General features: G+C 76.0%; 24 protein-coding genes. 11 read left to right on the top strand and 13 right to left on the bottom strand.

The window, feature by feature from the left end:
• Nucleotides 1–29 precede the first annotated feature (29 nt).
• The gene (locus tag JD79_RS15025) at nt 30–419 is read left to right on the top strand and encodes a hypothetical protein (RefSeq protein ID WP_110006180.1); all 390 of its coding nucleotides are present in this window, start codon (nt 30–32) and stop codon (nt 417–419) included.
• Here JD79_RS15025 and JD79_RS15030 read toward each other — a convergent pair.
• Nucleotides 407–1,690, bottom strand: a complete 1,284-nt coding sequence (locus JD79_RS15030; RefSeq protein ID WP_110006181.1) for a M18 family aminopeptidase — start codon at nt 1,688–1,690, stop codon at nt 407–409. The two genes, JD79_RS15025 and JD79_RS15030, sit on opposite strands and share 13 nt — an antisense overlap.
• An 83-nt stretch (nt 1,691–1,773) precedes the next feature.
• Between JD79_RS15030 and argG the strand changes: the two genes are divergently transcribed.
• The gene (gene argG / locus JD79_RS15035; protein ID WP_110006182.1) at nt 1,774–3,225 is read left to right on the top strand and encodes an argininosuccinate synthase; all 1,452 of its coding nucleotides are present in this window, start codon (nt 1,774–1,776) and stop codon (nt 3,223–3,225) included.
• 883 nt (nt 3,226–4,108) lie between these two features.
• On the opposite strand, the gene JD79_RS15045 is transcribed toward argG, so the two are convergent.
• Complete coding sequence (locus JD79_RS15045; RefSeq protein WP_245900119.1) at nt 4,109–4,732, bottom strand: N-acyl homoserine lactonase family protein; 624 nt, start codon at nt 4,730–4,732, stop codon at nt 4,109–4,111.
• Between the two features lie 203 nt (nt 4,733–4,935).
• Nucleotides 4,936–5,325 (bottom strand): VOC family protein, encoded by a 390-nt coding sequence (locus tag JD79_RS15050; protein ID WP_110006184.1) that lies wholly within the window; start codon nt 5,323–5,325, stop codon nt 4,936–4,938.
• A gap of 22 nt (nt 5,326–5,347) precedes the next feature.
• Between JD79_RS15050 and JD79_RS15055 the strand changes: the two genes are divergently transcribed.
• Nucleotides 5,348–6,223: a pentapeptide repeat-containing protein gene (locus tag JD79_RS15055; protein ID WP_245900120.1), complete on the top strand. Its 876-nt coding sequence runs from the start codon at nt 5,348–5,350 to the stop codon at nt 6,221–6,223.
• On the opposite strand, the gene JD79_RS15060 is transcribed toward JD79_RS15055, so the two are convergent.
• The 4 genes from JD79_RS15060 to JD79_RS15075 are packed head-to-tail and all read right to left on the bottom strand — an operon-like array spanning nt 6,168 to nt 10,016.
• Entirely contained in the window at nt 6,168–6,602 is a 435-nt protein-coding gene (locus tag JD79_RS15060; protein ID WP_110006186.1) for a hypothetical protein, read from the bottom strand. The two genes, JD79_RS15055 and JD79_RS15060, sit on opposite strands and share 56 nt — an antisense overlap.
• A 56-nt stretch (nt 6,603–6,658) precedes the next feature.
• Nucleotides 6,659–7,051 (bottom strand): hypothetical protein, encoded by a 393-nt coding sequence (locus JD79_RS15065; protein WP_110006187.1) that lies wholly within the window; start codon nt 7,049–7,051, stop codon nt 6,659–6,661.
• Between the two features lie 10 nt (nt 7,052–7,061).
• Entirely contained in the window at nt 7,062–8,471 is a 1,410-nt protein-coding gene (pntB, locus tag JD79_RS15070) for a Re/Si-specific NAD(P)(+) transhydrogenase subunit beta (protein WP_110006188.1), read from the bottom strand.
• Nucleotides 8,472–8,474: 3 nt separating this feature from the next.
• Nucleotides 8,475–10,016 carry a Re/Si-specific NAD(P)(+) transhydrogenase subunit alpha gene (locus JD79_RS15075; protein ID WP_170149220.1) on the bottom strand — a complete coding sequence of 514 codons (1,542 nt, stop codon included), beginning with the start codon at nt 10,014–10,016 and terminating at the stop codon, nt 8,475–8,477.
• A gap of 288 nt (nt 10,017–10,304) precedes the next feature.
• Between JD79_RS15075 and JD79_RS15080 the strand changes: the two genes are divergently transcribed.
• Both JD79_RS15080 and JD79_RS15085 read left to right on the top strand, forming a co-directional pair.
• Entirely contained in the window at nt 10,305–12,362 is a 2,058-nt protein-coding gene (locus tag JD79_RS15080; protein WP_245900121.1) for a putative bifunctional diguanylate cyclase/phosphodiesterase, read from the top strand.
• Nucleotides 12,359–13,183: an HDOD domain-containing protein gene (locus JD79_RS15085; RefSeq protein WP_110006190.1), complete on the top strand. Its 825-nt coding sequence runs from the start codon at nt 12,359–12,361 to the stop codon at nt 13,181–13,183. The genes JD79_RS15080 and JD79_RS15085 overlap by 4 nt, the downstream gene beginning before the upstream one ends.
• Nucleotides 13,184–13,297: 114 nt before the next feature.
• Here JD79_RS15085 and JD79_RS15090 read toward each other — a convergent pair whose 3' ends face one another.
• The 3 genes from JD79_RS15090 to JD79_RS15100 form a co-directional block, all read right to left on the bottom strand.
• Nucleotides 13,298–14,449 carry an acyl-CoA dehydrogenase family protein gene (locus JD79_RS15090; RefSeq protein WP_110006191.1) on the bottom strand — a complete coding sequence of 384 codons (1,152 nt, stop codon included), beginning with the start codon at nt 14,447–14,449 and terminating at the stop codon, nt 13,298–13,300.
• A gap of 7 nt (nt 14,450–14,456) precedes the next feature.
• On the bottom strand, nt 14,457–15,632 hold the full coding sequence (locus JD79_RS15095) for an acyl-CoA dehydrogenase family protein (protein ID WP_110006192.1): 1,176 nt from the start codon (nt 15,630–15,632) through the stop codon (nt 14,457–14,459).
• A 164-nt stretch (nt 15,633–15,796) separates the two neighbouring features.
• Complete coding sequence (locus JD79_RS15100) at nt 15,797–17,461, bottom strand: carboxylesterase/lipase family protein (RefSeq protein WP_170149221.1); 1,665 nt, start codon at nt 17,459–17,461, stop codon at nt 15,797–15,799.
• Nucleotides 17,462–17,600: 139 nt separating this feature from the next.
• Here JD79_RS15100 and JD79_RS15105 point away from each other — a divergent pair, with 139 nt between their 5' ends.
• Entirely contained in the window at nt 17,601–18,767 is a 1,167-nt protein-coding gene (locus JD79_RS15105) for an MFS transporter (RefSeq protein WP_110007744.1), read from the top strand.
• Between the two features lie 25 nt (nt 18,768–18,792).
• Here JD79_RS15105 and JD79_RS15110 read toward each other — a convergent pair whose 3' ends face one another.
• Nucleotides 18,793–19,845: a DUF3616 domain-containing protein gene (locus tag JD79_RS15110; protein WP_245900122.1), complete on the bottom strand. Its 1,053-nt coding sequence runs from the start codon at nt 19,843–19,845 to the stop codon at nt 18,793–18,795.
• Between the two features lie 96 nt (nt 19,846–19,941).
• On the opposite strand from JD79_RS15110, the gene JD79_RS15115 reads away from it, so the two are divergent.
• From JD79_RS15115 to JD79_RS15130, 4 genes are read left to right on the top strand one after another with little or no spacing between them, the layout of a single operon-like run.
• Entirely contained in the window at nt 19,942–20,358 is a 417-nt protein-coding gene (locus JD79_RS15115) for a TFIIB-type zinc ribbon-containing protein (RefSeq protein WP_110006195.1), read from the top strand.
• A gap of 20 nt (nt 20,359–20,378) precedes the next feature.
• Nucleotides 20,379–21,326 carry a ribonuclease Z gene (locus JD79_RS15120; RefSeq protein WP_110006196.1) on the top strand — a complete coding sequence of 316 codons (948 nt, stop codon included), beginning with the start codon at nt 20,379–20,381 and terminating at the stop codon, nt 21,324–21,326.
• 30 nt (nt 21,327–21,356) lie between these two features.
• A complete protein-coding gene (locus JD79_RS15125; protein ID WP_110006197.1) occupies nt 21,357–22,838 on the top strand; it encodes a mannitol dehydrogenase family protein in 1,482 nt (493 codons plus the stop codon).
• Nucleotides 22,839–22,889: 51 nt separating this feature from the next.
• Entirely contained in the window at nt 22,890–23,759 is an 870-nt protein-coding gene (locus JD79_RS15130; protein ID WP_245900123.1) for a hypothetical protein, read from the top strand.
• Here the strand turns inward: JD79_RS15130 and JD79_RS15135 are convergent.
• Complete coding sequence (locus JD79_RS15135; RefSeq protein WP_110006198.1) at nt 23,752–24,921, bottom strand: 4-hydroxybenzoate 3-monooxygenase; 1,170 nt, start codon at nt 24,919–24,921, stop codon at nt 23,752–23,754. The genes JD79_RS15130 and JD79_RS15135 overlap by 8 nt on opposite strands.
• Before the next feature lie 51 nt (nt 24,922–24,972).
• Nucleotides 24,973–25,716, bottom strand: a complete 744-nt coding sequence (locus JD79_RS15140) for an IclR family transcriptional regulator (protein ID WP_245900124.1) — start codon at nt 25,714–25,716, stop codon at nt 24,973–24,975.
• Between the two features lie 131 nt (nt 25,717–25,847).
• On the opposite strand from JD79_RS15140, the gene JD79_RS15145 reads away from it, so the two are divergent.
• The gene (locus JD79_RS15145) at nt 25,848–26,693 is read left to right on the top strand and encodes an acetoacetate decarboxylase family protein (RefSeq protein WP_110006200.1); all 846 of its coding nucleotides are present in this window, start codon (nt 25,848–25,850) and stop codon (nt 26,691–26,693) included.
• The last annotated feature ends 6 nt before the right edge of the window (nt 26,694–26,699 follow it).

Genomic DNA, 26,699 nt, shown 5'->3' on the forward strand with positions numbered 1-26,699 from the left:
CGCGGCGGGCGGTGCCGGGGGAGGCGCGCGTGAGCGAGTCGGAGGACAGGCCGCGCGACGGCGGTCTGGTGGCGCGGTCGGTCGAGGAGTTCGTCGCGCAGCTGCGCGGGTTCACCGACCGGGCGACCCGGCTGGCGGCCGGCGCCGTCCCGTCGGGGCTGTCGCTGCCGCGGCTGCCGTCCCCGCCGGGCGCGATGTCGGCGGCGCAGGTCCGCTCGATCGCGGCGTCGGTCAAGGCCCAGCGGCAGCTGATCGAGGGCCTGGTCGGCCAGCTGCAGGCCTTCGACGAGCAGCTCGCCGTCTTCGAGCGGATCCTCGACCCGCTGGTCGAGTGGAGCTCGACCTGGGCGCGGCTGGAGGAGTCCTTCGCCGACGTCGTCCGCCGCTCGCCGACCGACCCCGGTCCTCAGGACTCGTAGCAGGCGGTCAGCGCGGCCGCCATGAGCGGCACGTCGAGCGCCGAGGCCAGCTCCCGGCAGGAGTGCATGGCCAGCATCGGCGCGCCGACGTCGACCGTGGCCAGACCCATCCGGGTGGCGGTCAGCGGGCCGATCGTCGAGCCGCAGGGCAGGTCGGCGCGGGAGACGAAGTACTGGACCGGCACCCCGGCCTCGGCGCACCGCTCGGCGAACCAGCCGCCGGTGACCGCGTCGGTGGCGTAGGCCTGGTTGGCGTTGACCTTCACCACCGGGCCGCCGCCGAGCTGCGGGGCGTGGGCGGGCTCGTGCCGGTCGTAGCGGGTCGGGTGGACGGCGTGCGCCATGTCCGACGACACCAGCCGGGACCGCGCGATCGTGCGGGCGGGCGCCTCGGGGTCGCCCGGGTCGGTGACCGCGACCAGCCGGCGGACGACGTCCTCGAGGAAGCTGCCGCGGGCTCCCGACATCGAGCCGCTGCCCACCTCCTCGTGGTCGTTGGCGACCAGCACCTGCGTGCGCGTCCCGGGCGCCGCGGCGACGAGCGCGGTCACCCCGGCGTGGCAGCTGCCCAGGTTGTCCAGCCGCGGTGCGGCGATCCACGTGCCGTCGGCGCCGGTGGTGCCCGCGGGCTGGGTGTCGGCCAGCACCAGGTCGGCGCCGACGACGTCGCCGGCCGGCACCCCGGCCGCCTCGGCCACCGCCTCGGTCAGCCCCGGCTCGGTGCCCAGGTCGCGCGACCACACCGGGACCAGGTGCCGCTGCGGGTCGAGGGTCAGCCCCTCCCGCACGCCCCGGTCGAGGTGGATCGCCAGCGACGGCAGCCGCAGCGGGGCGCCGTCGAGCCGGACCAGCGCGGTGCCGCCGCCGCGCAGCGCCACCCGCCCGGCGACCGTCAGCTCCCGGTCCAGCCAGGTGTGCCACAGCCCGCCGCCGTAGGGCTCGACGCCGACCAGCCGGTAGCCGGCCTGCCGGACGTCGGACCGGGGCCGGACGCGGAAGGTGGGGGAGTCGGTGTGCGCGCCCACGAGCCGCATCCCGGCCTCGGCGAGCGGCGCGCTGCCCAGCCGGAACGCGACCAGGCTGCCGGAGCGCACCACGACGTGGGCCGCGCCGGGGGAGAGCGTCCAGGCGTCGGTCTCGGCCAGCTCGGTGAAGCCGGCGGCGGTCAGCCGGCGGGCGAGCTCGGCCACGGCGTGGGACGGCGAGGGGGAGGCGTCGACGAACGCGCGCAGGTCGTCGCCCGGGGAGAGGCCGGTGGAGAGGTCGGGCACCGGGCGATCTTCCCTCGTCGCCGTCGGCCGCTCGCGGACCCCCGGCGGTGAATGGTCATGCGTCGTCGTGCATAATCTTCCTCGTGTCCAAGGTGCTCACGTCCCTGCCCGTCGGTGAACGCGTCGGGATCGCCTTCTCCGGCGGTCTCGACACCTCCGTGGCGGTCGCCTGGATGCGCGACAAGGGTGCGGTGCCCTGCACCTACACGGCCGACATCGGCCAGTACGACGAGCCCGACATCGACTCGGTGCCCGGCCGGGCCGCCGCCTACGGCGCCGAGATCGCCCGCCTGGTCGACTGCCGGGAGGCGCTGGTCGAGGAGGGCCTGGCGGCCCTGACCTGCGGCGCCTTCCACATCCGGTCCGGCGGGCGCAGCTACTTCAACACGACGCCGCTGGGCCGCGCGGTCACCGGCACCCTGCTGGTGCGCGCGATGCTCGAGGACGACGTCCAGATCTGGGGCGACGGCTCGACGTTCAAGGGCAACGACATCGAGCGCTTCTACCGGTACGGCCTGCTGGCCAACCCGTCGCTGCGGATCTACAAGCCGTGGCTGGACGCGCAGTTCGTCGAGGAGCTCGGCGGGCGCCGGGAGATGTCGGAGTGGCTGACCGCCCACGGCCTGCCCTACCGGGACAGCGCGGAGAAGGCCTACTCCACGGACGCCAACATCTGGGGCGCCACCCACGAGGCCAAGCGCCTCGAGCACCTCGACGCGAGCATCGAGATCGTCGAGCCGATCATGGGCGTCCGGTTCTGGGACCCCGCCGTCGAGATCGCGACCGAGGACGTGACCATCGGCTTCGCCAACGGGCGCCCGGTGTCGGTCAACGGCAAGGAGTACGCCTCCGCCGTCGACCTGGTGCTCGAGGTGAACGCGATCGGTGGCCGGCACGGCCTGGGCATGTCCGACCAGATCGAGAACCGGGTCATCGAGGCCAAGAGCCGCGGCATCTACGAGGCGCCGGGCATGGCGCTGCTGCACGCGGCCTACGAGCGGCTGGTCAACGCCATCCACAACGAGGACACCCTCGCGACCTACCACACCGAGGGCCGGCGGCTGGGCCGGCTCATGTACGAGGGCCGGTGGCTCGACCCCCAGGCGCTCATGCTGCGGGAGTCCCTGCAGCGGTGGGTCGGCATGGCGGTCACCGGCGAGGTCACCCTGCGGCTGCGCCGCGGGGAGGACTGGTCGCTGCTCGACACCACCGGCCCGGCGTTCAGCTACCACCCGGACAAGCTGTCGATGGAGCGCACCGACGACCCCGCGTTCGGCCCGACGGACCGGATCGGCCAGCTGACCATGCGCAACCTCGACATCGCCGACTCCCGCGCCAAGCTCGAGCAGTACGCCGCACTGGGCATGGTCGGCGGCGGAGGGGAGACCGCGGTGATCGGTGCCGCGCAGGCGGCGGCCACCGGGCTCATCGACGGCATGACCGAGGGCGGCGCCGAGGCGATCGCCGGCCGCGCCGTCGCCGGGGTCGACGACGAGGCGCTCGACCGCGCCGCCATGGAGTCGGGCAACGACTGAGGCCGGTCCGGGCGGTGGCGACGGCCGTCGCGGTCCTCCGGCCCGCGGTCGGCGCGGCATCGCGCACGGCGGCTGCCCGGGGCGGGAGCCGGACGGTGACGCTCCGGTGACGAGGGCGGCCGAGCATCGACGTGCCGGTCCGAGCCGCCGTCGCCCGGCCGACGTGGCACCCACCGCACGACCGCGGGATCCTGGACCGGTCGGTCCCGGGAGGTCCGTCATGCCGGGTTCCACGCTGACCGGCTCCATGGCCGCGAACCGGGACCTGCGCTCGGCCGCGCTCGTCGCTGACGGCCGGGTCCTGGTGGCGGGCGGGCGGGACGCGCAGGGCAGGCCGCACCTCACCGCGGACGTCGACGACCCCGGTCGGGCCAGTGGACCCCCACCGGGTCCCTCCACCGGTCCCACCAGCACGGGCTCCTCGTCGCCACGCCGGACGGAGCCGCCCTCATCGGCGGGGACGAGCCGGGGCAGGACACGGTCCTGGAGACCTGGAGCCCGGCCACGGAGCAGCGGACCACGACGATCATGCCGCCCTCCATGTCCCGGGTCGACGGTGCCTGGAGCAGCGGCGACCGGCTGCTGGTGCTGTGCACCCCCGAGGCGCTGCTCGACGACATGGAGTTCCGCGCCGTCGACCTCGGCACGGGCCGGGTCCACGGGCTGCCGTCGCCGAACACCGCCCACACGGCCCCGCACGGGCCACGTCGCCCTGACCCTGGCCGACGGCAGGGTGCTGGTCATCGACGGCGCCGGGGACGGGAGCTGCGAGCTCTACGCCTGAGCGTCCGGCTCGTCACCCGGGAGCACCCCGGCCCCTCCTCCCGCGCTCCGGGGTGTGGCAGCCGTCGGAGCGGCCGCTCGGGGACACCCGGGGAGTGCCTCAGCCGCGGCGGCGTCGCCACGGCTCGTGCCCGTGCGTGAGCCAGACCAGCTCGGGGTCCATGGCCCGCACCAGGAGCTGGCCTTCGGTGTGGGGCTCGTCCAGCTCGCCGGACCAGACCGCCACGTCGCCGGCGACGACGACGGGGCGCCCCCCGGTCTCGACGACGACCACCTGCGTGCCGGGTGTGTGGCCCGGCGCCGGGACGAGCCGGAGCCCGGGGAGCAGTTCGAGCTCGCCGTCGACCGGCACGTACCGCACGCCGGGCGCCTCGACCCACTCGCGGACGGTGTAGTCGTCCTGGCTGCGCGCGTCCTCGAGCTCGCGACGCTGGACGTAGGTCGGCCTGCCGGCGAAGAGGTGGTTGCCGCCGCAGTGGTCGAAGTGCAGGTGGGTGTTGACGACGACGTCGATGCCGGCGAGGTCGACGCCCTGCTCGCTCAGTGGCCGGAGGCGGGGATCCATGTCGGCCACCGCCGGGTGCAGCTCCGTCAGGCCGGTGTCGACCAGCACGCGTGCGTCCGGGTGGTCGATGACGTGGACGTAGACCGGCATCCGCTCGCCCTCGGCGAGCAGGTCGGCGACGAGGACCGGCGTGATGGTGGTCGGAGCGGAGGCGGTCACCGTCCACCCACCGGCGCGGTGGTGGTCGAGAGGAGGGGCATGACGAGCTCCTTCGCGGGTGGTCGGGCCGGCGCGGCCCGCCCGGCAGGTCGGTGGTCGCCCAGCAGACGGGTGCCGGGAAGTCGCGCTCCTGCGTAGACGGTGCGAGCCGCCGTGACTCATCGGTGCGGCCAGCGACCCGGAGCAGGGGACGGCCCCCGCGGTCACAGGGGACGGACGTCGGTGCGCAGCGGATGGCCCGCGGGGACCTCGACGAGCACCAGCGAGACGCCGTCGGGGTCCTCGACGGTCGCCTCGTGGAGCCCCCACGGCTGCAGCCGCGGCTCCGCGACGACGGGGACGCCGGCCGCGGCCAGCCGGGCGACCTCCGCGGCCAGGTCGCGCACCTGCACCCACAGCGCCAGGCCGCGCGGGCGCTCGGCGGCGTGGCCGGAGACCTCGAGCAGGCCGTTGCCGAGGAAGAACACCAGGCCGCGGTGCTCCGGCGGCCCGAACTCCCGGTGGACGGCCAGCCCGAGGACGTCGCGGTAGAAGGCGTGGGAGCGGTCCGCGTCGGTGGGCCGCAGCAGGATCCGGCTGCTCAGGACGTCCACGGACCCCGCATACCCTCGATCGGTGACCTCTCCCGTGCTCGCCGGCCGGCGCCGGGACCTGACCGCCGACTGCTCGTCCTGCGCCGGGCTGTGCTGCGTGCTGCCCGCCTTCGCCGCGTCGGCCGACTTCGCGATCGACAAGCCGGCCGGGCGGGCCTGCGTCCACCTCACCGGGGACGCCCGCTGCGGCATCCACGCCGACCTGCGGCAGCGCGGGTTCCCCGGGTGCACGGTCTTCGACTGCTTCGGCGCCGGCCAGCGGCTGGTCGCGGTCGCGGCGGTCGAGCGGCCGGCCGCCGACCCCGGCGTGGCCGCCGCCTTCCCCGTCCTGCGGCAGCTGCACGAGCTGCTCTGGTACCTCACGGAGGCCACCGCCCTGCCGCTGCCCGCCGCGCTGCGCGGCGAGGTCGCCGCGGCGCTCGACCGCACCGAGCGGCTGGCCGCCGGGGCGCCGGAGGAGCTGGCCGCCGTCGACGCCGCCGCGGTCCGCGCCGACGCCGGCGAGCTGCTCGGCCGGGTCAGCGAGACCGCCCGCGCGGGCCGGCGCGGCCGCGGCCGGGACCGGCGCGGCGCCGACCTGGTGGGCGCGGACCTGCGCCGGGCCGACCTGCGCGGGGTCAGCCTGCGCGGCGCCTACCTGATCGGCGCGGACCTGCGCGGCGCCGACCTCACCGCCACCGACCTGCTCGGCGCAGACCTGCGCGCGGCCGACCTGCGCGGCGCCGACCTCTCCGCCGCGCTGTTCCTCACCCGACCGCAGGTGGCCGCGGCCCGCGGCGACGGCGGCACCCGCCTGCCCGCCGCGCTCGGGCGCCCGGCGCCCTGGCCGGCCGGGGTCCCGGTCAGAGGGAGTCGTCCCCGTCCTCGGGGCGGCCGCGGCGGCGCAGCAGGCCGGTGACCCCGGCGACTCGCGACTGCGCCTGACGGATCGTCGCGATCATCGGCATGAGGTCGTCGTCGATGGTGCGGATGATGTCGGGCACCTTCTCCACCGCGGGGTCGTCGAGCACCCGGCCGACCCGCTCGAGCCCGGGCTTGAGCGCCCGCACCGGCTCCTCCAGCTCGCCGACCAGGCTCTCCAGCCGCTCGGCGGTGCGCTGCGCCGACGAGATGGCCGACGTCGCGGTCGACGTCGCGCTGATCAGCTCCCGCACGGCGGAGTTGAGCTCGGTGAGGGTGCGGGGCAGCTGGGCCAGCGCCTCGGTCTGCGCCTGCAGGGCGGTCAGCAGCTCGGTGAAGCCGGGGATGCGGGGCATGCCGAGGCGGAAGGGGTCCACGCCCGCAACCGTCGCGCCCCCGCCGTCCGCACCGCAACCGCAGGCACCCGGACGGCTCAGCCCGGCAGCACCTCGCGCCACCGCTTCCCGGCAGCCCGCCCGCTGCGGACGTCGGCGAGACCGCGCAGGGCGTCCATGTCCTGCCAGGTGCCGCTGAGCAGCCCGAAGACGCCGACGCCGGTGGCGAGCATCGACGGGTGCGGTGCGGGCATCCCGTTGGGCCGGACGAAGGTCACCTTCCACCGCTGCCCGGCCGCGGTAAGCTTCAGCCCGCCGCCGAACCACCACCACGGCCACGAGACGTCGGTGACCTGCGACAGGGGGACGTCGAACACCGGGGTGTCGCTGACGAAGGTCAGCCCGCCCTGCGCGGTGGCCAGGTAGCCCGGCACGTTGCGCAGCCCGCCGATCAGCCAGGCGGGACTCACCAGTGCGGAGCTCGGGTTCACGGTGCGCTCCTCACAGTGCCCTCAGGATGTCCTCGACCCGCTCGCGCGCGTCGCCGAACAGCATCCGGGTGTTCTCCCGGAAGAACAGCGGGTTCTGCACGCCGGCGTAGCCGGTGCTCATCGACCGCTTGAACACGACGACGTGCTCGGCCTCCCACACGTGCAGCACCGGCATGCCGGCGATCGGGCTGGCGGGGTCCTCGGCGGCGGAGGGGTTCACCGTGTCGTTGGCGCCGATGACGAGCACGACGGACGTCGTGGCGAAGTCGTCGTTGATCTCGTCCATCTCCAGGACCACGTCGTAGGGCACCTTCGCCTCGGCCAGCAGCACGTTCATGTGCCCGGGCAGCCGGCCGGCCACCGGGTGGATGCCGAAGCGGACCTCGACGCCCTTGTCGGTGAGCGTGCGGGTGAGGTCGGCGACGGCGGACTGCGCGTGCGCCACCGCCATCCCGTAGCCGGGGGTGATGACGACGCTGTCGGCCTCGCGCAGCAGCTGCGCGACCTCCTCGGCGGTGATCTCGGTGTGCTCGCCGTCGACGTCGCCGGAGGACGCGGTGCTGCCCTCGTTGCCGAAGCCGCCGGCGATCACCGAGAGGAAGGAGCGGTTCATCGCCTGGCACATGATGTAGCTGAGGTAGGCACCCGAGGACCCGACCAGCGCGCCGGTGATGATCAGCAGGTCGTTGTCGAGCAGGAAGCCCGAGGCCGCGGCCGCCCAGCCGGAGTAGCTGTTGAGCATCGAGACGACGACCGGCATGTCGCCGCCGCCGATGGAGGCGACCAGGTGCCAGCCCAGCGCCAGCGCCAGCACCGTCAGCCCGGCCAGCACGCCCAGGCCCGGCGAGACGACGAAGACGACGGTCAGCGCCGCGAAGGCCACCAGCGCGCCGACGTTGAGCGCGTTCTTCCCCGGCAGCACCAGGGGGTTGCTCCTGATCCGCCCCGACAGCTTGAGGAACGCGACGATCGAGCCGGTGACGGTGACCGCGCCGATGAAGACGCCGATCGCCACCTCGGCGGAGTGGATGCCGACCGGCAGCCCGAGCTCCTCGGCCTCGCCCGCGGGGGCGCCCTCCACCGACAGGTAGCCGTTCCAGCCGACGAGGACGGCGGCCAGGCCGACGAAGCTGTGCAGCAGCGCGATGAGCTCGGGCATGCCGGTCATCTCGACGATGCGCGCCCGCCACAGGCCGATCGCGGCACCGAGCACCATCGCGACGACGATCAGCCCGACCGACAGCGCGTCGCCGTCGCGCCAGGCCAGCCCGATGGTGGCGACGAGCGCGACGGCCATGCCCGCCATGCCGTAGGCGTTGCCGGTCTTGGCCGTCTCGTGCTTCGACAGGCCGGCGAGGCTCAGCACGAACAGCAGGCCGGCGACGATGTAGGCCGCGGACGCGGCGGTGGTGGCGGTCATCGCTCAGGCCCTCCGGAACATGCCGAGCATGCGGCGGGTCACGGCGAAGCCGCCGAACACGTTGATGCTGGCCAGCAGCACGGCGAGGAAGGCCAGCACCGTGACCACCGTGCTGACGTGCCCGAGCTGCAGCAGGGCGCCGACCACGATGATCCCGGAGATCGCGTTGGTGACGCTCATCAGCGGGGTGTGCAGCGCGTGGTGCACGTGCCCGATCACGTAGAAGCCGACGACGACGGCGAGCGCGAAGACCGTCAGGTTGCCGATGAGCTGGCCCGGCGAGAACGCGGCCAGCAGGAACAGCAGCGCGGCGGCGAGGCCCACCAGCGCGACCCGCCGTCCGGGCGGCGCCTGCCTCGCGACCGGCGGGGCAGCGGAGCCGGCGGGGAGCGGCGGCTCCCGGCGCGGCCGAGACGGCCACCGGCGGCGGGGCCAGAGCACCTCGCCGTCCCGGGTGACGGTCATCGCCCGCTGGACGACGTCGTCCGTGTCGAGGACCAGCTGCCCGTCCTTGCCGGGGGTCAGCAGCTTGAGCAGGTTCACCAGGTTGGTGGCGAACAGCTGGCTGGCCTGCGCCGGCAGCCGGGCGGGCAGGTCGGTGTAGCCGATGATCGTGACGCCGTTCGGGGTCACGACCACCTCGTCGGGCACGGAGCCCGCGACGTTGCCGCCCTGCGCGGCGGCCATGTCCACGACCACCGAGCCCGGCCGCATGCTCGCCACCATCTCCTCGGTGAGCAGCCGCGGCGCCGGGCGGCCGGGGACGAGCGCGGTGGTGATCACCACGTCGACGTCGCGGGCCTGCTCGGCGTACATGACCGCGGCGCGGGCGTTGAAGCTCTCGCTGGTCACCGAGGCGTAACCGGTGCCGCCACCGGCGGCCTGCTCCTCCTCGTCGGCCGGGACGCCGACGTACTCCCCGCCCAGCGAGCGCACCTGCTCGGCGACCTCGGGCCGCACGTCGGTGGCGCGCACGATCGCCCCGAGGCTGCTGGCCGCACCGATGGCGGCCAGCCCCGCCACACCGGCGCCGGCGACGAAGACCTTGGCCGGCGGCACCTTGCCGGCCGCGGTGACCTGGCCGGTGAAGAACCGGCCGAAGGCGTGCGCGGCCTCGATCACCGCGCGGTAGCCGGCGATGTTGGCCATCGACGACAGCACGTCCAGCGACTGCGCCCGGGAGATGCGGGGGACGGCGTCCATGGCCAGCGCCGTGACGCCGCGGGCGGCCAGGACCTGCACCAGGTCCGGCGAGAGCGCCGGGGCCAGCAGGCTCACCAGGACCGCCCCGGGGCGCAGGCAGCCGACCTCGTCGGCCGTCGGTGCGTTGACGTGCAGCACGACGTCGGCGCCCCAGGCGTCGGCCGCCGACCCCATCCGCGCGCCGGCGGCGACGTAGGCCTCGTCGGGGAAGCTGGCCGCCTCCCCGGCTCCGGACTGGACGAGGACCTCGTGGCCGAGGGCGCACAGCTGGCCGACGCTCGCGGGGGTCGCGGCGACCCGCGTCTCGTTCCGCCGGGTCTCTGCGGGCACACCGATGAGCACGCGCACTCCAACGACAGCTCGGGCCGGCGACGTTGCCGGCGGGGCCTGGGTGGTGCAGCAGGGGACACGGACGGCACTTCCCCGGTGCTGCATCGTGACAGGCGCACCCGGCATCCCCCGCACCCCGGGACCCGATCGTGACGCGGATCGCAGGCCCGCGACCCCACCCGGGCGGGTGAGCGGTGGGCGCCACCGGCTCCACTCCGCCCGGCGGCGTGCCGAGGTTGCCCAGGTGTCCCCGTCCGGGGCGCCGAGCGACGCCGTGCCGAACGACGCAGGAGGATGCCCGTGCCCGCCAGCCCCACCGCGACGGCCCACGCCGCGAGCGTGTCGCCCGAGGTGCTGGCGGCGGTGTTCTCGGTGGCGGCCGGGGACGAGGGACCCGCACTGCTCGTGGCCGAGACGATCGGGGACACACCCCGGGTGACCTGGGCCAACGAGGGCGCCGTCCGGCTGTTCGGCTCCGCCGGCGGGGACGTCCGCGGCCTGCCGGTGGCCGCGCTGGTCCCCAGCCTGGCCGCCGGTGAGCTGGCCGTGCTGCTGCGCCGCGGGCGCCCCTCCCGCCTGGCCCTGCCGGTCCGGACGGCCGGCGGGCTGGTCGACGCCGTCGTGCGGTCGACCCCCGCGCCGTCCGGGACCGCCTGGACGCTGACGGTCGTGCCCGGGGCCGGTGCGCCCGACCGGGTGTCCCGGGCGACCGCCGACGCCGCCGAGCGGCGCTTCGCCACGCTCACCGAGCGCTCGCCGATCCCGACGCTGCTGTCGGAGCAGGGCATGCGGCTGGCGCACGTGAACGACGCCTTCTGCCGGCTGGCCGGGCGGCCGGCCGCGGACCTGCTGGGCACCGGCTGGACGCGCACCGTGCACGTGGACGACCTGGGCGCCGTGGTCGAGGTCGTGGCCGCCGCGCTCGAGGGGGAGGACGGCGAGGTCCGGGCCCGCCTGGTGCGCGCCGACGGCACCGAGCGGGCCACCGTCCTGCGTTTCGGGCACGTCTTCACCCCCGGCGTGGGGTCCGGCTTCCTCGGCACGGTCGAGGACGTCACCGAGCGGCTCGCCTTCGAGGCGCGGCTGGCCTTCCAGGCCTCGCACGACCCGCTGACCGGGCTGCCCAACCGCACCCTGCTCGACTCCCACCTCACCACCCGCTTCTCCGCCGGTGGGCGGCTGGCCTGCCTGTTCCTCGACCTCGACGACTTCAAGGTCGTCAACGACTCGCTCGGCCACGAGGCCGGCGACGAGCTCCTGGTGGAGGTGGCCGGCCGGCTGCGCGCGACGGTGCGGCCCGGGGACCTCGTCACCCGGTTCGGCGGGGACGAGTTCGTCGTCGTCTGCGAGGACGTCGACGAGGCCGACGCCGCGGCGCTGGCCGAGCGGATCGTCGCCGCGCTCGCGGTGCCGGTGCACCTGGCCGGGGTGCGGTTCCGGCCGCACGCCAGCGTGGGCGTCACCGTGCAGGCGCCCGAGCACGCCGACGCCGCCGACCTGGTACGCGACTGCGACATCGCCATGTACCAGGCCAAGGCCTGCGGCAAGGGACGGGTGCGCGTGCTCGACCGCTCCGGTCGCGCGGAGGCCCGGGACAAGCTGCGGCTGGTCGCCGACCTGCGCGACGCGATCGAGCGGCGGGCGATCACCCTGCACTACCAGCCGATCGTGTCGGCGGCGGACGGGTCGCTGGAGGCGGTCGAGGCCCTCGCCCGGTGGACCCACCCGCAGCGCGGGCGCATCAGCCCGGAGGTGTTCGTGCCGCTCGCCGAGGAGAGCGGGCTGATCGGGCCGCTCGGCCTGCTCGTCCTCGACGAGGCCTGCCGTCAGGTCGTCGAGTGGGACCGCGTGCTCGGGGCGGCCGCGCCGCCCCGGGTCAACGTCAACGTCTCGGCCCTGCAGCTCGGCGGCGGCCTGCGCGCCGAGGTGGTCGCCGCCCTGCAGCGGCACGGCCTCGCCCCGGCCCGGCTGTCCGTCGAGATCACCGAGTCCGCCCTCATGACGGACCCCGCGGCCGCCCGGAGCGTGCTGCAGGAGCTGCGTGACCTCGGCGTCGCCGTGGCGATCGACGACTTCGGCACCGGCTACTCCTCGCTGGCCTACCTGCGGCACCTCCCGGTCGACTGCCTGAAGGTGGACCGCTCGTTCGTCGCCGAGCTCGCCGAGGGCCACCCGCAGATCGCCACCGCCGTCATCGCGCTCGCCCGCAGCCTCGGGCTGTCCACCGTGGCCGAGGGCGTGGCCACCCCCGCCCTGGCCGCCGCGCTCACCGAGCTGGGCGCCACCTACCTGCAGGGCTTCTCGCTGGCGGTGCCGATGGACGGCGCCGCCACCGCCGCCTGGGCCGGTGCCCGGTGACCGCGCTGTCCCTCGGGGCGCCGCCGGCGGTCGACCTCGACCGGCTCCTGGCGGGGATCGACACCCTCGCCGCGCAGCGCCCGGTCGCCGCGCAGGTGGTGGCGGTGGCCAACGCCGAGGACGCCAGCGCCCGCACCCTCGCCGGGGTGCTCGCCGCCGACGTCGCGCTCGCCGGCCGCGTCATGAAGCTGGCCAACTCGGCGTACTTCGGCATGAGCGGGCGGGCGACGACGCTGCAGTTCGCCGTCACCGTCATCGGCTTCACCGCCGTGCGGACCATGGCCACGGTCGCCCTCACCTGCCTCGACGACGAGTCACAGCTGCCCGAGGGGTTCTGGGAGAGCACCACCGCCGTCGCGCTGGCCGCCTCGACCCTCGCCCCGCGCTTCGGCGCCCGGTCCCAGGACGCCCTGTGCCTCGGGCTGCTGGCGCAGGTCGGGGTGGCGCTGCTGCACGCCGACGACCAGGGCGGCTACCGGGAGCTGGCCGCCGCGCACCGCCCGTTCCGCACCCGGCGGGCCGCCGAGGTGCGCCGCTACGGCATCTCGGCGCTGCGGTTGTCCGCCGTCGCGCTGGGCCAGTGGGGCTTCCCGCCGGCCATGGTGGCGCCACTGGCCGCCGTCGACGACCCCACCTCCGCCGACGGCGCGCTGCTGCGGGTCGCCTTCGAGGTCGGGGCCCGGGTCACCGACCCGGCGCACACGCCGGAGCCGGTGGCGCGCCTCAGCCGCGGGCTGCTGGGCGAGGAGGCCGTGGCCGCGGTCGTCGACCAGGTCCGCGAGGCGGCCGACGACCTGCGCCGCGCCGTCGTGGGCGACTAGACACGGCAGCGGCCGGCGCCCCCGCGAGGGGACGCCGGCCGCTGACACGTGTCGCCTGGCCTGCCTGCAGGGTCCCGCCGCGAGCTCGCGAGCGGTGGGGGGGCAGGGAGGTCCTCACCCCGTGTAGGGCGCACCCAGCGGGTCGACCGTCGGGTAGCTGTCGACCGTCGCCGCGAGCCGGTCGGCGGCCCAGTCGCCGTCGCCGAGCAGGTGGTCGATCGCGGTCAGCCGGCTGGTGTAGTGCCCGACCGAGTACTCCGCGGTGACGCCGATGCCACCGTGCAGCTGGATGGCCTCCTTGCCGACGTGCCGGCCGGCGCGGCTGGTCTGCAGCCGGGCGCGGACGGCGGCCGTGACGACGTCGCCACCGGTGTCGGCCACCATGCTGGCCCACAGCGCGGTGCTGCGGGCCAGCTCCAGGGACACGTACATGTCCGCCGCGCGGAAGGTCAGCGCCTGGAACCGGTTGAGCGTGACGCCGAACTGCTTGCGGGTCTTCAGGTACTCCGCGGTGGTCTTCAGCGCGGTGTCCATCGCCCCGACGGCCTCGGCGCTGTAGGCGATCCGGGCCAGGGCCTGCGCCCGCTCGACGTCGGCACTGCGGTCGGCGGTGCCCTCGCCGAGCAGCTCGGCCGGGGTGCCGTCGAGGGTGACGTTGGCCGCGCGGCCGCCGTCGTGGGTGCGGTAGCCGGTGCGGGTCAGGCCCTCGGCGTCGCCCTGGACGAGGAACAGCGCCGTGCCGCCGTCGGTGACCGCGCTGACCACGAGGACGTCGGCGCGGGCGCCGTTCGGCACCGGCTCCTTGACGCCGCTCAGCCGCCAGGTGCCGCCGTCCTGCGTGGCGGTGACGCCGGCCGCCGACGTGCTCCACCGGGCGGCGGGCTCGGCGTGCGCGAGGGCGAGCACGCTGCCGCCCTCGGCCAGCGGCCCGAGGACCGCCGCCCGCTGCGCGGCGGTGCCCACCGCGGAGACCAGGCCGCCGGCGAGGACGACGGCCTCGACGAAGGGCTCGGGCGCCAGCACCCGGCCCACCTCCTCGGCGACGACGGCCACCTCGATCGGGCCGGCGCCCATGCCGCCGTCCTCCTCGGCGAAGGGCAGGCCGAGCACGCCCATCTCGGCCAGCCGGGCCCAGGTCTTCTCGTCGAAGCCGGGGTCGGTGGCGGTGACGCGGCGGCGCTGCTCGCTGTCGGAGTAGGCGCGGCCCAGGAGGCCGGCGACGGCCTCGCGCAGGTCGTTCTGCTCGCTGTCGTAGGTGAAGTCCACTGCTAGCTCACAGCCCCAGGATCGTGCCGGCGATGATGGTCCGTTGGACCTCGTTGCTGCCCCCGTAGATGGAGACCTTGCGGTAGTTCAGGTACTCCGGCGTGGCCACCCGGGCCCACTGGGGCACCTGCGAGCCGCCGTCGGCGAAGGACGCGACCGACAGCGGGCCGGCGATGTCGACCAGCAGCTCGGTGGCGGCCTGCTGCAGCTCCGAGCCGCGCAGCTTGAGCACCGACGAGGCCGGGTGCGGCTTGCCGTCGGCGGAGTTGGCCACCACGCGCAGCGCGGTCAGCTCCAGTGCCAGCAGCTCGTTCTCCAGCTCGGCGATCCGCGCGGTCAGGCGGGGGTCCTCCGACAGCGGGCGACCGTCGACGACGACCTCGCGGGCGTGCGTCTTGGCCTGCGAGATCAGCTTCTTGGTGGCGCCGACGCGGGCGATGCCCACGCGCTCGTTGCCGAGGAGGAACTTGGCGTAGTCCCAGCCGCGGTTCTCCTCGCCGATGAGGTTCTCGGCGGGGACGCGGACGTCCTCGAAGAAGACCTCGTTGACCTCGTGGCCGCCGTCGATCAGCTGGATCGGCCGCAGCGTGACGCCCGGGGTGTCCATCGGGAAGACCAGCATGGAGATGCCGCGCTGCTTCTTCTCGGCGGTCGGGTCGGTGCGGACCAGGCAGAAGATCCAGTCGGCGTACTGGCCGAGGGTGGTCCACGTCTTCTGGCCGTTGACCACCCAGTCGTCGCCGTCGCGGACGGCGGTGGTGCGCAGGGAGGCGAGGTCGGAGCCGGCGTCGGGCTCGGAGAAGCCCTGGCACCACCAGATCTCCAGGCTCGCCGTCTTCGGCAGGAAGCGCTCCTTCTGCTCCTGGTTGCCGAAGGACGCGATGACCGGGCCGATCATGCTGGCGTTGAAGGCCAGCGGCTCGGGCACGTTGGCCAGCTGCATCTCCTCGCGCCAGATGTGGCGCTGCAGCGGCGTCCAGTCCTTGCCGCCCCACTCGACCGGCCAGTGCGGCACGGCCAGCCCGGCGTCGTTGAGCACCCGCTGGGCCTGTACGTACTGGTCGCGGGTCAGGTGCCGGTGGGCCGCGATCGTGTCGCGGATCTCCTGCGGCACCTGGGTGGTGAAGAAGGTGCGCATCTCATCCCGGAAGGCCTCCATCTCCGGGGAAAGCTGCAACCGCATGGGACCTCTCTCCTGACGGCGCTGTGACGCCGTCTCGACGTGTTCCCCGACGATCCCACATCTGTTACCGATCAGTAGATGCGGCTCGTCGGCGGGGCGGGCGGGCGTGGCCGGGCCCCGGACGGCGGCACGGTGGCACCGCCGCCCGGGGCCCGGGGGACTGCTCAGGCGGCCGCGGAGGTCGCCCAGAACGCGCAGTCGGCGTCCGCGGCGACGTCGACCGGCCCGACGCCGCCGTCGGAGGCGACGTCGAGGCCCTGGACGTCGGACGGGTCGGAGTAGCGGTGCCAGGCCGGCACCCCGCGCCCGTTCGGGTTGCCGGTGGCGGCGAAGTTCGTCCAGTACCGGACCATCGTCGTCGCCAGCTCCTGCTGCTCGGCGGTCAGCGGGGCGCCGAACAGGTCCGGGAACAGGTACGGCAGCTCGCTGGCGTGCTCGGCGTCCTCGGGGTAGCCCGGGTAGGGGAAGTCGAGCAGCTTGGGAGCCGTCTCGTCCCGGAACTGGTAGGCGTAGACCCGGTCGGCCCGGCGTCGCTCGGCGAGCGTCTCGTAGGCGTCCACGTGCGAGCAGGTGGACAGCGCGCTGCCCGCGTCGCTGTTGATCTCGGCGAGGGCCCGCAGCGGGGACGGGTAGGCGTCGGCCGGGTAGAGCGCCAGCACCTCGTCGGCGCGGTCGCCGTACCGGGCCGCGATCTCGGCCTCGTACTGCTCCACGGTCAGGGTCGGCGAGGGGGTCGCGCCCGTGGAGCGCAGCGGCGTGATCGGCGTGAACAGGGTGTTCTCGTCGCTGAGGTTGCCGTGCACCACCGGCACCCCCGCGGCGGCGCCCGAGGCGATCGCGTCGGCGGGCTGGACGGGCAGGGACGAGCCGCCGACGACGAACGAGCCGCCTACGGCCGGCCACCTCGCCAGCAGGGTCGCGACGTCCGCGTCCTGCAGGCAGGCGACCTGGGCGGCGCCCCGGGCGGTGCACCCGACCTGGGCGGCCACGCGCTCGCCGACGACCTCTGCCTCGTCGAGCGTGGCGTAGTCGGCGGTGCAGCTGTAGCTCTGCGCGATGGCCTTGTCGAACAGGCCCCGGGCGGTGGGCGAGGCGAGCTGGGCGCACACCGAGGACCCGCCGGCCGACTCGCCGAAGATCGTCACGTTGCGGGGGTCGCCGCCGAACGCGGCCACGTTGCGCTCCACCCAGCGCAGGGCGGCCTGCTGGTCGAGCAGGCCGGCGCTGCCGGACCCGACCGCGCCGAGGTCGGCGGACAGGTCGTCCTCGGCGAGGAAGCCGAACGGGCCGAGCCGGTAGTTGATCGTCACGACGACGACGTCACCCTCGAGGGCCAGCTTGCCGGCGTCGTAGCGGTCGCCGCTGCCGGTCCGCCACGAGCCGCCGTGGATCCACACCATGACCGGGAGGTCCGTGCGGCGGGTGTCCAGGCCGGACGGCGTGGTGACGTTGAGGTAGAGGCAGTCCTCGTCCACCGACGAGGTGGGGTTGGTGGCCGACGCCACCTGCGGGCAGGGACTGCCGGGCGCCGTCGCGGAGCGGACGCCCTGCCACGGCTGCACCGGTGCCGGTGGCCGGAACCTCAGGTCGCCCACGGGCGGCGCGGCGAACGGGATGCCTTGGAACAGGCGGTAGTCGCCGGGCCTCGAGCCCTGCACGGCACCCTCGGCGGTCTGGACGACGAGTGGCGCGCGGTCGCGCGGACCGCCGCCGGACCCGGGATGGGCAGCGGCCGGGGCGGCCGTGGCGAGGGCGCCCGCGGTGAGCGCGGCGCCGGTGAGGACGGCGAGCAGTGACCTGCGCAGCCGACGGGGGACGGAGTGGGGCACGTGACCTCCAGCGTTCCGGCCCGGCACGACGGTGTGACCCGGGCCACGGACGGCTGGGACAGTAACCCGCGGTGTTTCACGATCACCACCGGCCCCCCGGGGTCCGGCGGCACGGCACGCGGCGGAGCAGGATGGCCCCGTGCCGGCCGCCCCGCCCGGCGGCCGGCTGCTGCTGGCGGCCGTCCTGCTGACCGCGCTCAACCTCCGCGCCGCGATCGCCGCGGTCGGCCCCGTGCTGGCGGAGGTCCGGGCCGACCTCGGCCTGTCCGCGGCCGCCGCCGGGCTGCTGACCACGCTGCCGGTGCTCTGCTTCGCGGTGCTCGCGCCGGCCTGCGCCGCCCTCGGCCGCCGGGCCGGCCCCGGGGCCGCCGTCCTCGGGTCGCTGGTGCTGCTCGCGCTCGCCCAGGGGCTGCGGGTCCTCGACGGCTCCCCGGTGCTGCTGGCCGGCACGTTCCTCGCCGGCGCCGCGATGACGGTGGGCAACGTGCTGCTGCCGGCCGTCGTGAAGGGGTTCGGGCCCCGGGCGGGCACCGTGACCGGCCTCTACACCGCCGCGCTCGTGGCCGGGGCCGCCGCCGGGGCCGCGTTCACCGCCCCGCTGGCGGCCGTGCTCGGCTGGCGGGGCGCGCTGGCCGCGGAGGGGGTGCTGGCCCTCGTCGCCGCGGGCGTGTGGGCCGCCGCCGCCCGGGGCGCCGTCACCACCGGCCCGGCCCCGGCGGCCGCCGTCTCCGACGGCTCGCTGTGGCGGTCCCCGGTCGCCTGGGCCGTGACCGCGGTGCAGGCGCTGCACTCCACGCTCTACTTCTCGCTCACCGCGTGGCTGCCCACGCTGCTGGCCGACCGCGCCGGCACCGACGCGGCCACCGGCTCGGTGGCCGCGTCGGTGTACCAGGTGCTCGGCATCGCCGGGAGCCTGCTGGTGCCCGCCGTGCTCGCCCGCCGCTGCGGGCAGGCCGGGCTGGCGCTCGGGGTCGCCGCGCTGTGGGCCGTGCCGGTCGCCGGGCTGCTCGTGGCCCCCGGCGCGTGGCCGGCGTGGGCGGCGGTGGGCGGGCTGGCGCAGGGGGCGGGGATCGCCTTCGCGGTCACCCTCGTGGTCCTGCGCGCCGCCGACGGGGCGGCCGCCGCCCGGCTCTCGGGCATGAGCCAGCTGGTCGGCTACGGCGTCGGCGCCCTCGGTCCGGTCGCCGTCGGCGCGCTGTCGGAGGCCACCGGCGGCTGGACGGTGCCGCTGCTGCTCCTGCTGGCCCTCGGCCTCGGCCTGGCGGCCGCCGGGACGTCCGCCGCCCGGCCGGTCGAGGTGCGCTGAGCCCCGCCGGTCCGGGCAGGCGGGCTCAGGGCAGCCGGACGACGTCGGCGAGCACGCCGCCGTCGTCGGTGAGCCGCCCGGGTGCCGGGCTGTCGTAGACGACCAGCAGCCGGCCGTCCTCCGCCGGGCCGAGCAGGCCGATGCCCTCGGCGTGGTCGTCGCCGTCGCCGAAGGGCAGGGACAGCTCACGGGTGAGCAGGTCACCGCGGACGACGGTCGGCTCCTCCGCCGCGCAGGCGCCGTGCCACCGGTAGACGTACACCGGCCCGTCGAGGTCCATCGTCGGCCCGGCGAGCACCAGCAGGTCCTCGCCCTGCGGGCACAGGTCCCGCACGCCGAGACCGGCCAGCCGCAGCACGTGCTTGCGGTAGCGGCGGCCGTCGGGGAACCGCCGCAGGCGCAGCCGCGCGGGATCGCGCCGGTCGACCTCGGGCCGCAGCTCCAGCACCACCGCCCAGCCGCGCAGCACCGGCCCCCGCAGGCCGAGGTACACCCGCTCCCCGGACACGGCGATGCCCTCGACGTCGAGGCCGTTGTCCTTGCCGGGGATGGGCAGGAACGGCCCGAGGTGCTCGTCGTCGGCGAGCAGGTCGCGCAGGTCCTTGCCGCGGGCGCCGAAGACGGCGGCGCTGCGCGTGCCGTCGTCCTTGACCAGGGTGGGCAGCCCGTCGACGTCGGCCACCGGGAGGCGCACCAGCACCTGCCGGCGTGGTTGGCCGGTCACCCTCGCCAGGCGGCGCAGCGCGCGGTCGCCGTCGTGCTCCTCGCGGATGCGGCGCCGCCGCAGGCTGTGCGACCCGACCGCCCACAGCGCGTCGCCGGTGCGGGCGAGGCCCTCGATGTCGGCCTCCTCCTCGACCCCCGGGCCGGTGCCGCCGGGCAGGGGCACGAGGTCGGGGAGGGAGAAGCTGGTCTGGTCGCCGTAGCAGGTGGGCCGGTCGGGGTCGTCGGCGACGAGCCGCTCGATCGTCGCGGTCTCGTCGCCGGCGACCCAGAGCACCGGCCCGTCGCTGCGGACGGCCGAGAGGTTGGTGTGGGTGGCGCTCGCCCGGGCGGCCGTGCCGAACCGGAGGGTCACCGTGCGCTCTGTGGTCGTCGGCTCTGTGCTCACGGCCGGGCACCCTGGCACGAGGTCGGCGTCTCCGGGGGACTCCGGAGCGTCGTACCGTGCGGCATGGATCTCGTCTGTCCCAAGTGCCAGGGCGCCATGCGCACCTACGAGCGCAACGGTGTCCACGTCGACCAGTGCAGCGAGTGCCGGGGGATCTTCCTCGACCGCGGGGAGCTCGAGCGGCTCGTCGACGCCGAGAACTCCTGGCACGGCGCCCCCGCGGCCGCGCACCCCGGAGGCCAGCACCCCGGAGGCCAGCACGCGCAGCAGCCGCCCCAGCAGTACGGCGCCCAGCAGCAGTACGGCGCACCGCAGCAGCACGGTGCCCAGTACCCGGCCGCCGGCGGCGCGGGGCTCGGCGCCGTCGTCAACGAGGTGCTCGGCGCGGTGCGCGGCTCGTCGCACTCGTCGTCGCACGGGTCGTACGGCTCGCACGGCAAGAAGCGCAAGGAGTCCTTCCTGTCCGACCTGTTCGGCTGAGGACCCCGTAGCGTCGGGGCGTGGGGGCGCGCGAGCTGGTCGTGCTCGGCACGGCCAGCCAGGCGCCCACCCGCACCCGCAACCACAACGGCTACCTGCTGCGGTGGGACGGCCGGGGCTTCCTGTTCGACCCCGGCGAGGGCACGCAGCGGCAGATGCTGCTGGCCGGGGTGCCGAGCAGCGCCGTGCACCGGGTGCTCCTCAGCCACTTCCACGGCGACCACTGCCTGGGCCTGCCCGGCGTGGTGCAGCGGATGTCGCTGGACGGCGTCGCGCACCCGGTGGTGGCGCACTACCCGGCGTCGGGGCAGGTGTTCTTCGACCGGCTGCGGCACGCCACGCCGTTCGCCGACCTCGCCGACGTCCGGGAGGAGCCGGTGTCGACCGACGGTCCGCTCGCCGAGGACCCGGCCGGCCTGCTCGAGGCGCGCCGGCTCAGCCACCCGGTCGAGTCCTTCGGCTACCGGCTGACCGAGCCCGACGGCGTGCGGATGCTGCCCGGCCGGCTCGCCGCCGCCGGGGTCTCCGGGCCGGACGTCGGCCGGCTGCAGCGGGAGGGCGCGCTGCGGTCGGGGGAGCGGACGGTGCGGCTCGCCGACGTCAGCGCGCCGCGGCGCGGCCAGCGGTTCGCCTTCGTCATGGACACCCGCATGTGCGACGGCGTCCCCGCGCTGGCCGACGGCGCCGACCTGCTGGTCGTGGAGTCGACGTTCCTGCACGGGGACCGGGCGCTCGCCGAGCGCTACGGCCACCTCACCGCGCGGCAGGCCGCCCGGGTGGCCGCGGAGGCGGGGGTGCGGACCCTGGTGCTCACCCACTTCTCGCAGCGCCACCCCGACGCGCGGGCCTTCGAGGACGAGGCGCGGGCGGAGTTCGGCGGCGACCTCGTCGTCGCGGCCGACCTGCAGCGGGTGCCGGTGCCCCCGCGGGCCGACGCTCCCGCGGGTGACCGCGGCCGGGACGGGTAGGGCGGGGACCGCACCCGAGGAGGCCCGCCGATGCCCCGGCTCGACGCGACGACGCTGCCCACGCTGAGCCCGTCGGTGTGGACGCCGCGCTACGACCGGGCGGCGGTGGGCGTCGGCATCGTGCACCTCGGCGTCGGGGGGTTCCACCGGTCGCACGAGGCGGTGTACGTGGACCGGCTGCTGGAGTCGGGGCAGGCGCAGGACTGGGGCATCTGCGGCGTCGGCGTGCTGCCCTCCGACCGCCGGATGGCCGAGGTCATGGCGGCGCAGGACTGCCTGTACACCCTCGTCGTCAAGCACCCCGACGGCTTCCTCGACGCCCGCGTCGTCGGCTCGGTCGTCGAGTACCTGCTCGCGCCCGACGACCCCGACGCGGTGGTCGAGAAGATGGCCGCGCCGGGCACCCGCGTCGTCTCGCTCACCGTGACCGAGGGCGGCTACAACACCTCGCCCGACACCGGCGCCTTCGACACCGCCGCGCCCGACGTCGTCGCCGACCTGCAGCCGGGCGCGGCGCCGCGGACGACGTTCGGCCTGGTCACCGAGGCCCTCGTCCGCCGGCGCGAGCGGGGGCTGGCGCCCTTCGCCGTCGTCTCCTGCGACAACATCCCCGGCAACGGGCACCTCGCGAGGGCCGCGTTCGGCGCCTTCGCCGCGCTGCGCGACCCGGGGCTGGGGGAGTGGGTGGCGGCCGAGGTGCCCTTCCCCGACTCCATGGTCGACCGGATCACCCCCGTCACCACCGACGACGACCGCGCCGACCTGGCCCGCCGCTTCGGCGTCGAGGACGCCTGGCCGGTGGTCTGCGAGCCGTACACGCAGTGGGTCCTCGAGGACGCGTTCCCCGGCGGCCGGCCGCCGCTGGAGGACGTCGGCGTGCAGCTCGTCGGCGACGTCGCGCCCTACGAGCTGATGAAGCTGCGGCTGCTCAACGCCGGCCACCAGGTGCTGGGCCACCTCGGCCGGCTGGCCGGCCACACGTACGTGCACGAGGCCAGCCAGGACCCGCTGTTCCGCGAGTTCCTCCTCGGCTACCTCGACGAGGAGGCGACGCCGACCCTGCCGCCGGTGCCCGGCATCGACCTGCGCCGCTACCGCGCCGACCTCGTGGGCCGCTTCGCCAACCCCGCGATCCGCGACACCCTGGCCCGGCTGTGCGAGAACGCCTCCGACCGCATCCCGCAGTTCCTGCTGCCGGTGCTGCGCGCCGACCTGGCGGCGGGACGCGAGATCCGCCGGTCGGTCGCCGTCCTGGCCGGGTGGGCGCGTACCGCCGAGGGGACCGACGACACCGGGCGCCCGGTCGAGCTCTCCGACCCCCGGCGCGACGCGCTGCTGGCGCGGGCCCGGGACGCCGACCCGCTGGCGTTCCTCCGGGAGCGCGACGTCTTCGGCGACCTGGCCGAGGACCCGCGGGTGGCCGCCGCCTTCACGCAGACGCTGACCTCCCTGCGGCAGCGGGGGACCCGCGCCACGGTCGAGGACCTCGTGCGCGGCCGTCGGGCGCGCTGAGCGACCCCGGTCCTGCGGACGCGGCGGTGCGCGCCGGGTACAACGGTGGCCGTGTTCGGAGGCACGGGGTTCGGAGGCGCGGGGTTCGGCGGCGCGGGGTTCGAGGCCGACTGGTTCGGCCTGCTGGGGCGAGAGGTCCTCCGCGAGCGGCGGGCGGCGCTGATCGCCGAGGCCTGCGCCTGGAGCGTGGGACTGTCCGACCGGCCGCACCACCTGCGGCGGCGCGGCCGGCTGGTGGCCACCGGCTCCACGATCGGCGACCGCGCCGCGACCGGTCAGGCGCTGTCGGGCGAGGAGGACGGTCGCATCGAGCTCGGCGACGCCCGCCCCGGCAGCTTCCAGGACGCGCTCAACGCCGTCGACGCCGACGGCACCGTCTTCGCCGACCGGTTCGACCGCGAGGTCGTCGAGCCGTTCGTGCACGAGACCTGCCTGCTGGCCGCCGAGCGCGCCCGCCGCACCCGGCCGGGGCAGTGGGCCGAGCTGCTCGACGACCTGGGCGAGGACCCCGACGACGCCGAGCCGGCCGACGTCGTCCGGGCCGGGGAGTGGGAGGGGCCGCTGCGCCTGGAGGCCGAGCACCTGGTGCTCGCGGCGCTGGGTGGCACGCCGCTGCTGGAGGTCGAGTCCGAGGGGCTGCCCCTGTCGCTGGTCCGCGCCGCCGAGGCCGCCACCCGTGCCGCGGCCGCGCCGGCGCTCGCGGAGCCCGAGCCGGACGAGGGGCTGGCCGGCGCGCTGTTCCTCGCGCTGGCCGCCGTCCGGGAGGCCGACCTGCCCTCCCCGGTGCCGCCGGCCGACGCCCGGGCGCTGGTGGCCGCCCTGCTCGGGCAGGGGTTGGAGCCCGCGGAGGTCGCCGGTGTGCTGCCGCACCTGCCGCTGGCCCCCGGCACCGCCGACCGGGTGGCGGCGCTGCTCAGCTGAAGGGCAGGCCGGTGTAGTTCTCCGCCAGCTCGCGGGCGGCGGCCTCCGAGGTGCACACCCGGCGCAGCTGCGACAGCTGCAGCTCGGCGTCGAAGGGGTCGCCGGTGGTGTGCAGCATCGAGGTCATCCACCAGGAGAAGTGGGTGGCCCGCCAGACCCGCTGCAGCGCCGTGTCGGAGTAGGCGTCGACGAGGTCGGTCTCCTTGTCCTGCAGCAGCCGCACCAGCGCCCGGGAGAGCAGGACGACGTCGGCGACGGCGAGGTTGAGCCCCTTGGCGCCGGTGGGCGGCACGATGTGCGCGGCGTCGCCGGCGAGGAAGAGCCGGCCGCGGCGCATCGGGGCGCTGACGAACGACCGCATCGGCAGGACCGACTTCTCGATCACCGGCCCCGTGCTGATCTCCCAGCCCTCGTGCGCGAACCGGGTGGCCAGGCCCGCCCAGATGCGGTCGTCGGACCAGTCCTCGATCTTCTCCGCCGGGTCGACCTGCAGGTACAGCCGCGACACGCTCGGTGAGCGCATCGAGTACAGCGCGAAGCCCTCGGGGTGCCAGGCGTAGATCAGCTCGTCGGTGGCCGGCGCGGCCTCGGCGAGGATGCCCAGCCACGCGTAGGGATAGGTGCGCTCCCACAGCTGCTGGCGGGTGCCCTCGGCGACGACGGCGCGCGACGGGCCGTGGAAGCCGTCGGTGCCGGCGACGACGTCGCACTCGAGCACCTGCGGGGTGCCCTCCGCGTCGGTGAAGCGGATCCGCGGGCCGTCGGTGTCGACGTCCTCGATCGCGACGTCGGAGACGTCGAAGTGCAGCGGCGGGCCGCCGGCGAGCTGGGCGGCGACGAGGTCCTTGACCACCTCGGTCTGGCCGTAGACCCAGACCCGGCGGCCGCACAGCTCGGGGAAGTCGAGCTGGTGGCGCACACCGGGGTACTGCAGGTACACGCCGCGGTGCTCCAGGCCCTCGCGGTGCAGCCGGTCGCCCATGCCGGCCTCGGTGAGGACGTCGACGGTGCCCTGCTCGAGGATGCCGGCGCGGATGCGCGCCTCGACGTAGTCCCGCGAGCGGTTCTCCACCACCACCGAGTCGATCCCCTGCAGGGCCAGCAGCCGTGACAGCAGCAGGCCGGCCGGGCCGGCGCCGATGATCCCCACCTGGGTGCGCATGCGGCCGAGTGTGACCCCGGCTACGCGCCCGGGGACACCACGGCCTCCCGGTCAGCGGAAGTGGGCCGCCCGGGCCAGCGCCCGCCCGATGCCGCGGGCGGCGACCTCGAGCACCGGCACCAGGCGCGGGAGGTCGCGCCGGTGGCTGGGGACGACGATGCCCAGCGCCGCGGCGACGACGGTGCCCCCTCCCCGCTCCACCCGCACCGGGACCGCGACCGACAGCGTGCCCAGCGACATCTCCTCCGCGGTGCGCGCCCAGCCACGGCGGCGCACCTCGGTGAGCTCGCGGCGCAGCCGGGCGGGCTCGACGACGGTGTGCCGGGTGGCGCGGGCCGGCGCGGCCAGGGCCTCGGCGACGACGTCGTCGGGCGCCGCGGCCAGCAGCACCTTGCCGACGCCGGTGGCGTGCAGCGGCAGCCGGCTGCCCACCTGGCTGACCACCGGCACCGACTCGCGGCCGGAGATGCGCTCGACGTAGAGCGCCGAGAGCCCGTCGCGGACGGCGAGGTGCACGGTGTCGCGCGTGGCGGTGTGCACGTCGAGCAGGAACGGGGCGGCCACCTGGCGCAGCTCCAGCGAGACGGGTGCCAGCAGCCCCAGGTCCCAGAGCCGGCGGCCGATCTCGTAGCGCCCGTCGGCGCGGCGGGCCAGCGCCCCCCACTCGGTGAGCTCGGCCAGCAGGCGGTGGGCGGTGGTGAGCGGGGTGCCCGACCGCTCGGCGATCTCGGTGAGGGTCAGCCGGGGGGCGCTCGCGTCGAAGGCGTCGAGGACGGCGAGCGCGCGGGAGGTCACCGATCGTCCCCGCTCCGTCGCGCCACCGGCCATGCGCGCAGTCTCCCACCCAGCGGAAGCCGCCGGGACCTCGGACCCTGCCGCCGCCGGCGCCGGGCCGCTGGACTGGACGCCGACCCGGAGGGGGAGCGATGACCGAGCCCGTGCGGCTGCCGCTGGCCTACCACGACACGGCGGTCGCCTGCTCCTACCACCTGGCCTCCGCCGCGGCGGTGGCCGCGCTGCTGCCCCGCGACCGGGGCCGTCCGCTGCTGCGGCCGCTGCCCGGTCCGGGGGGCCGCACGGTGGTGGCGGTGCACGCCCTCCGCCACCGCACGGTGACCTGGACCGGCACCGATGGCGGCACGCACCGGCTGGCGCCCTACGGCGAGGTCGGCGTGACGGCCGGTGTGCTCGCCGGCCCGGGTGCCCGCCGGGGTGGCCGGCCGGCGACCGGCGGCTTCGTGCTGCAGCTGCCGGTGACCTCCCGCGAGGCCCGCGACCTCGGCCGCGACGCGTGGGGCCTGCCCAAGTGGCTGGCCGACATGGACTTCCTCGACGCGCCCGGCAGCCAGCGCGTGCGGCTCGGCGAGGACGGCACGGAGGTGCTCGTCCACACCGTGCGCGCCGGCGGCCCGGCGCTGCGCGGCACCCGGGCCCGTCGGCTGTGGTCGGTGTGCGGCGGGCGGCTGCTGGAGACGACGACCCCGGTGCTCGCCCGGTGGCAGGCCCACCCCGGCCCCGGCGGCGCCGAGCTGGTGCTCGGCGGGCACCCGGTGGCCGACGCCCTGCGCCGGATCGGCCTGTCCCCGGTGCCGCTGGCCGCCTTCCGGGCCGTCGAGCACCGGAGCACCCTGCCCGCGGGCCGGCCGCTCGGGGACGCCGACGCCGCGCCGGGTGCGGGCCACCCCGGGCGGGACGCGGAGTTCGGGCGGTTCACCGTGGCGCACCCGGGGACCGCGCCGCTGTCGCAGTACGCGGAGCCCGCCGCCGTGTGACCCGCC

The organism is Geodermatophilus normandii (genome assembly GCF_003182485.1).
In the GTDB taxonomy this organism is placed as follows: Bacteria; Actinomycetota; Actinomycetes; order Mycobacteriales; family Geodermatophilaceae; genus Geodermatophilus; species Geodermatophilus normandii.

Excerpts from the sequence above, each read along its gene's own strand:
- JD79_RS15125 (WP_110006197.1), top strand. The coding sequence starts at position 21,357 with ATGCCCCGGCTCGACGCGACGACGCTGCCCACGCTGAGCCCGTCGGTG.
- JD79_RS15095 (WP_110006192.1), bottom strand. The coding sequence starts at position 15,632 with ATGCGGTTGCAGCTTTCCCCGGAGATGGAGGCCTTCCGGGATGAGATG.
- JD79_RS15145 (WP_110006200.1), top strand. The coding sequence starts at position 25,848 with ATGACCGAGCCCGTGCGGCTGCCGCTGGCCTACCACGACACGGCGGTC.
- JD79_RS15115 (WP_110006195.1), top strand. The coding sequence starts at position 19,942 with ATGGATCTCGTCTGTCCCAAGTGCCAGGGCGCCATGCGCACCTACGAG.
- pntB (WP_110006188.1), bottom strand. The coding sequence starts at position 8,471 with ATGACCGCCACCACCGCCGCGTCCGCGGCCTACATCGTCGCCGGCCTG.
- JD79_RS15135 (WP_110006198.1), bottom strand. The coding sequence starts at position 24,921 with ATGCGCACCCAGGTGGGGATCATCGGCGCCGGCCCGGCCGGCCTGCTG.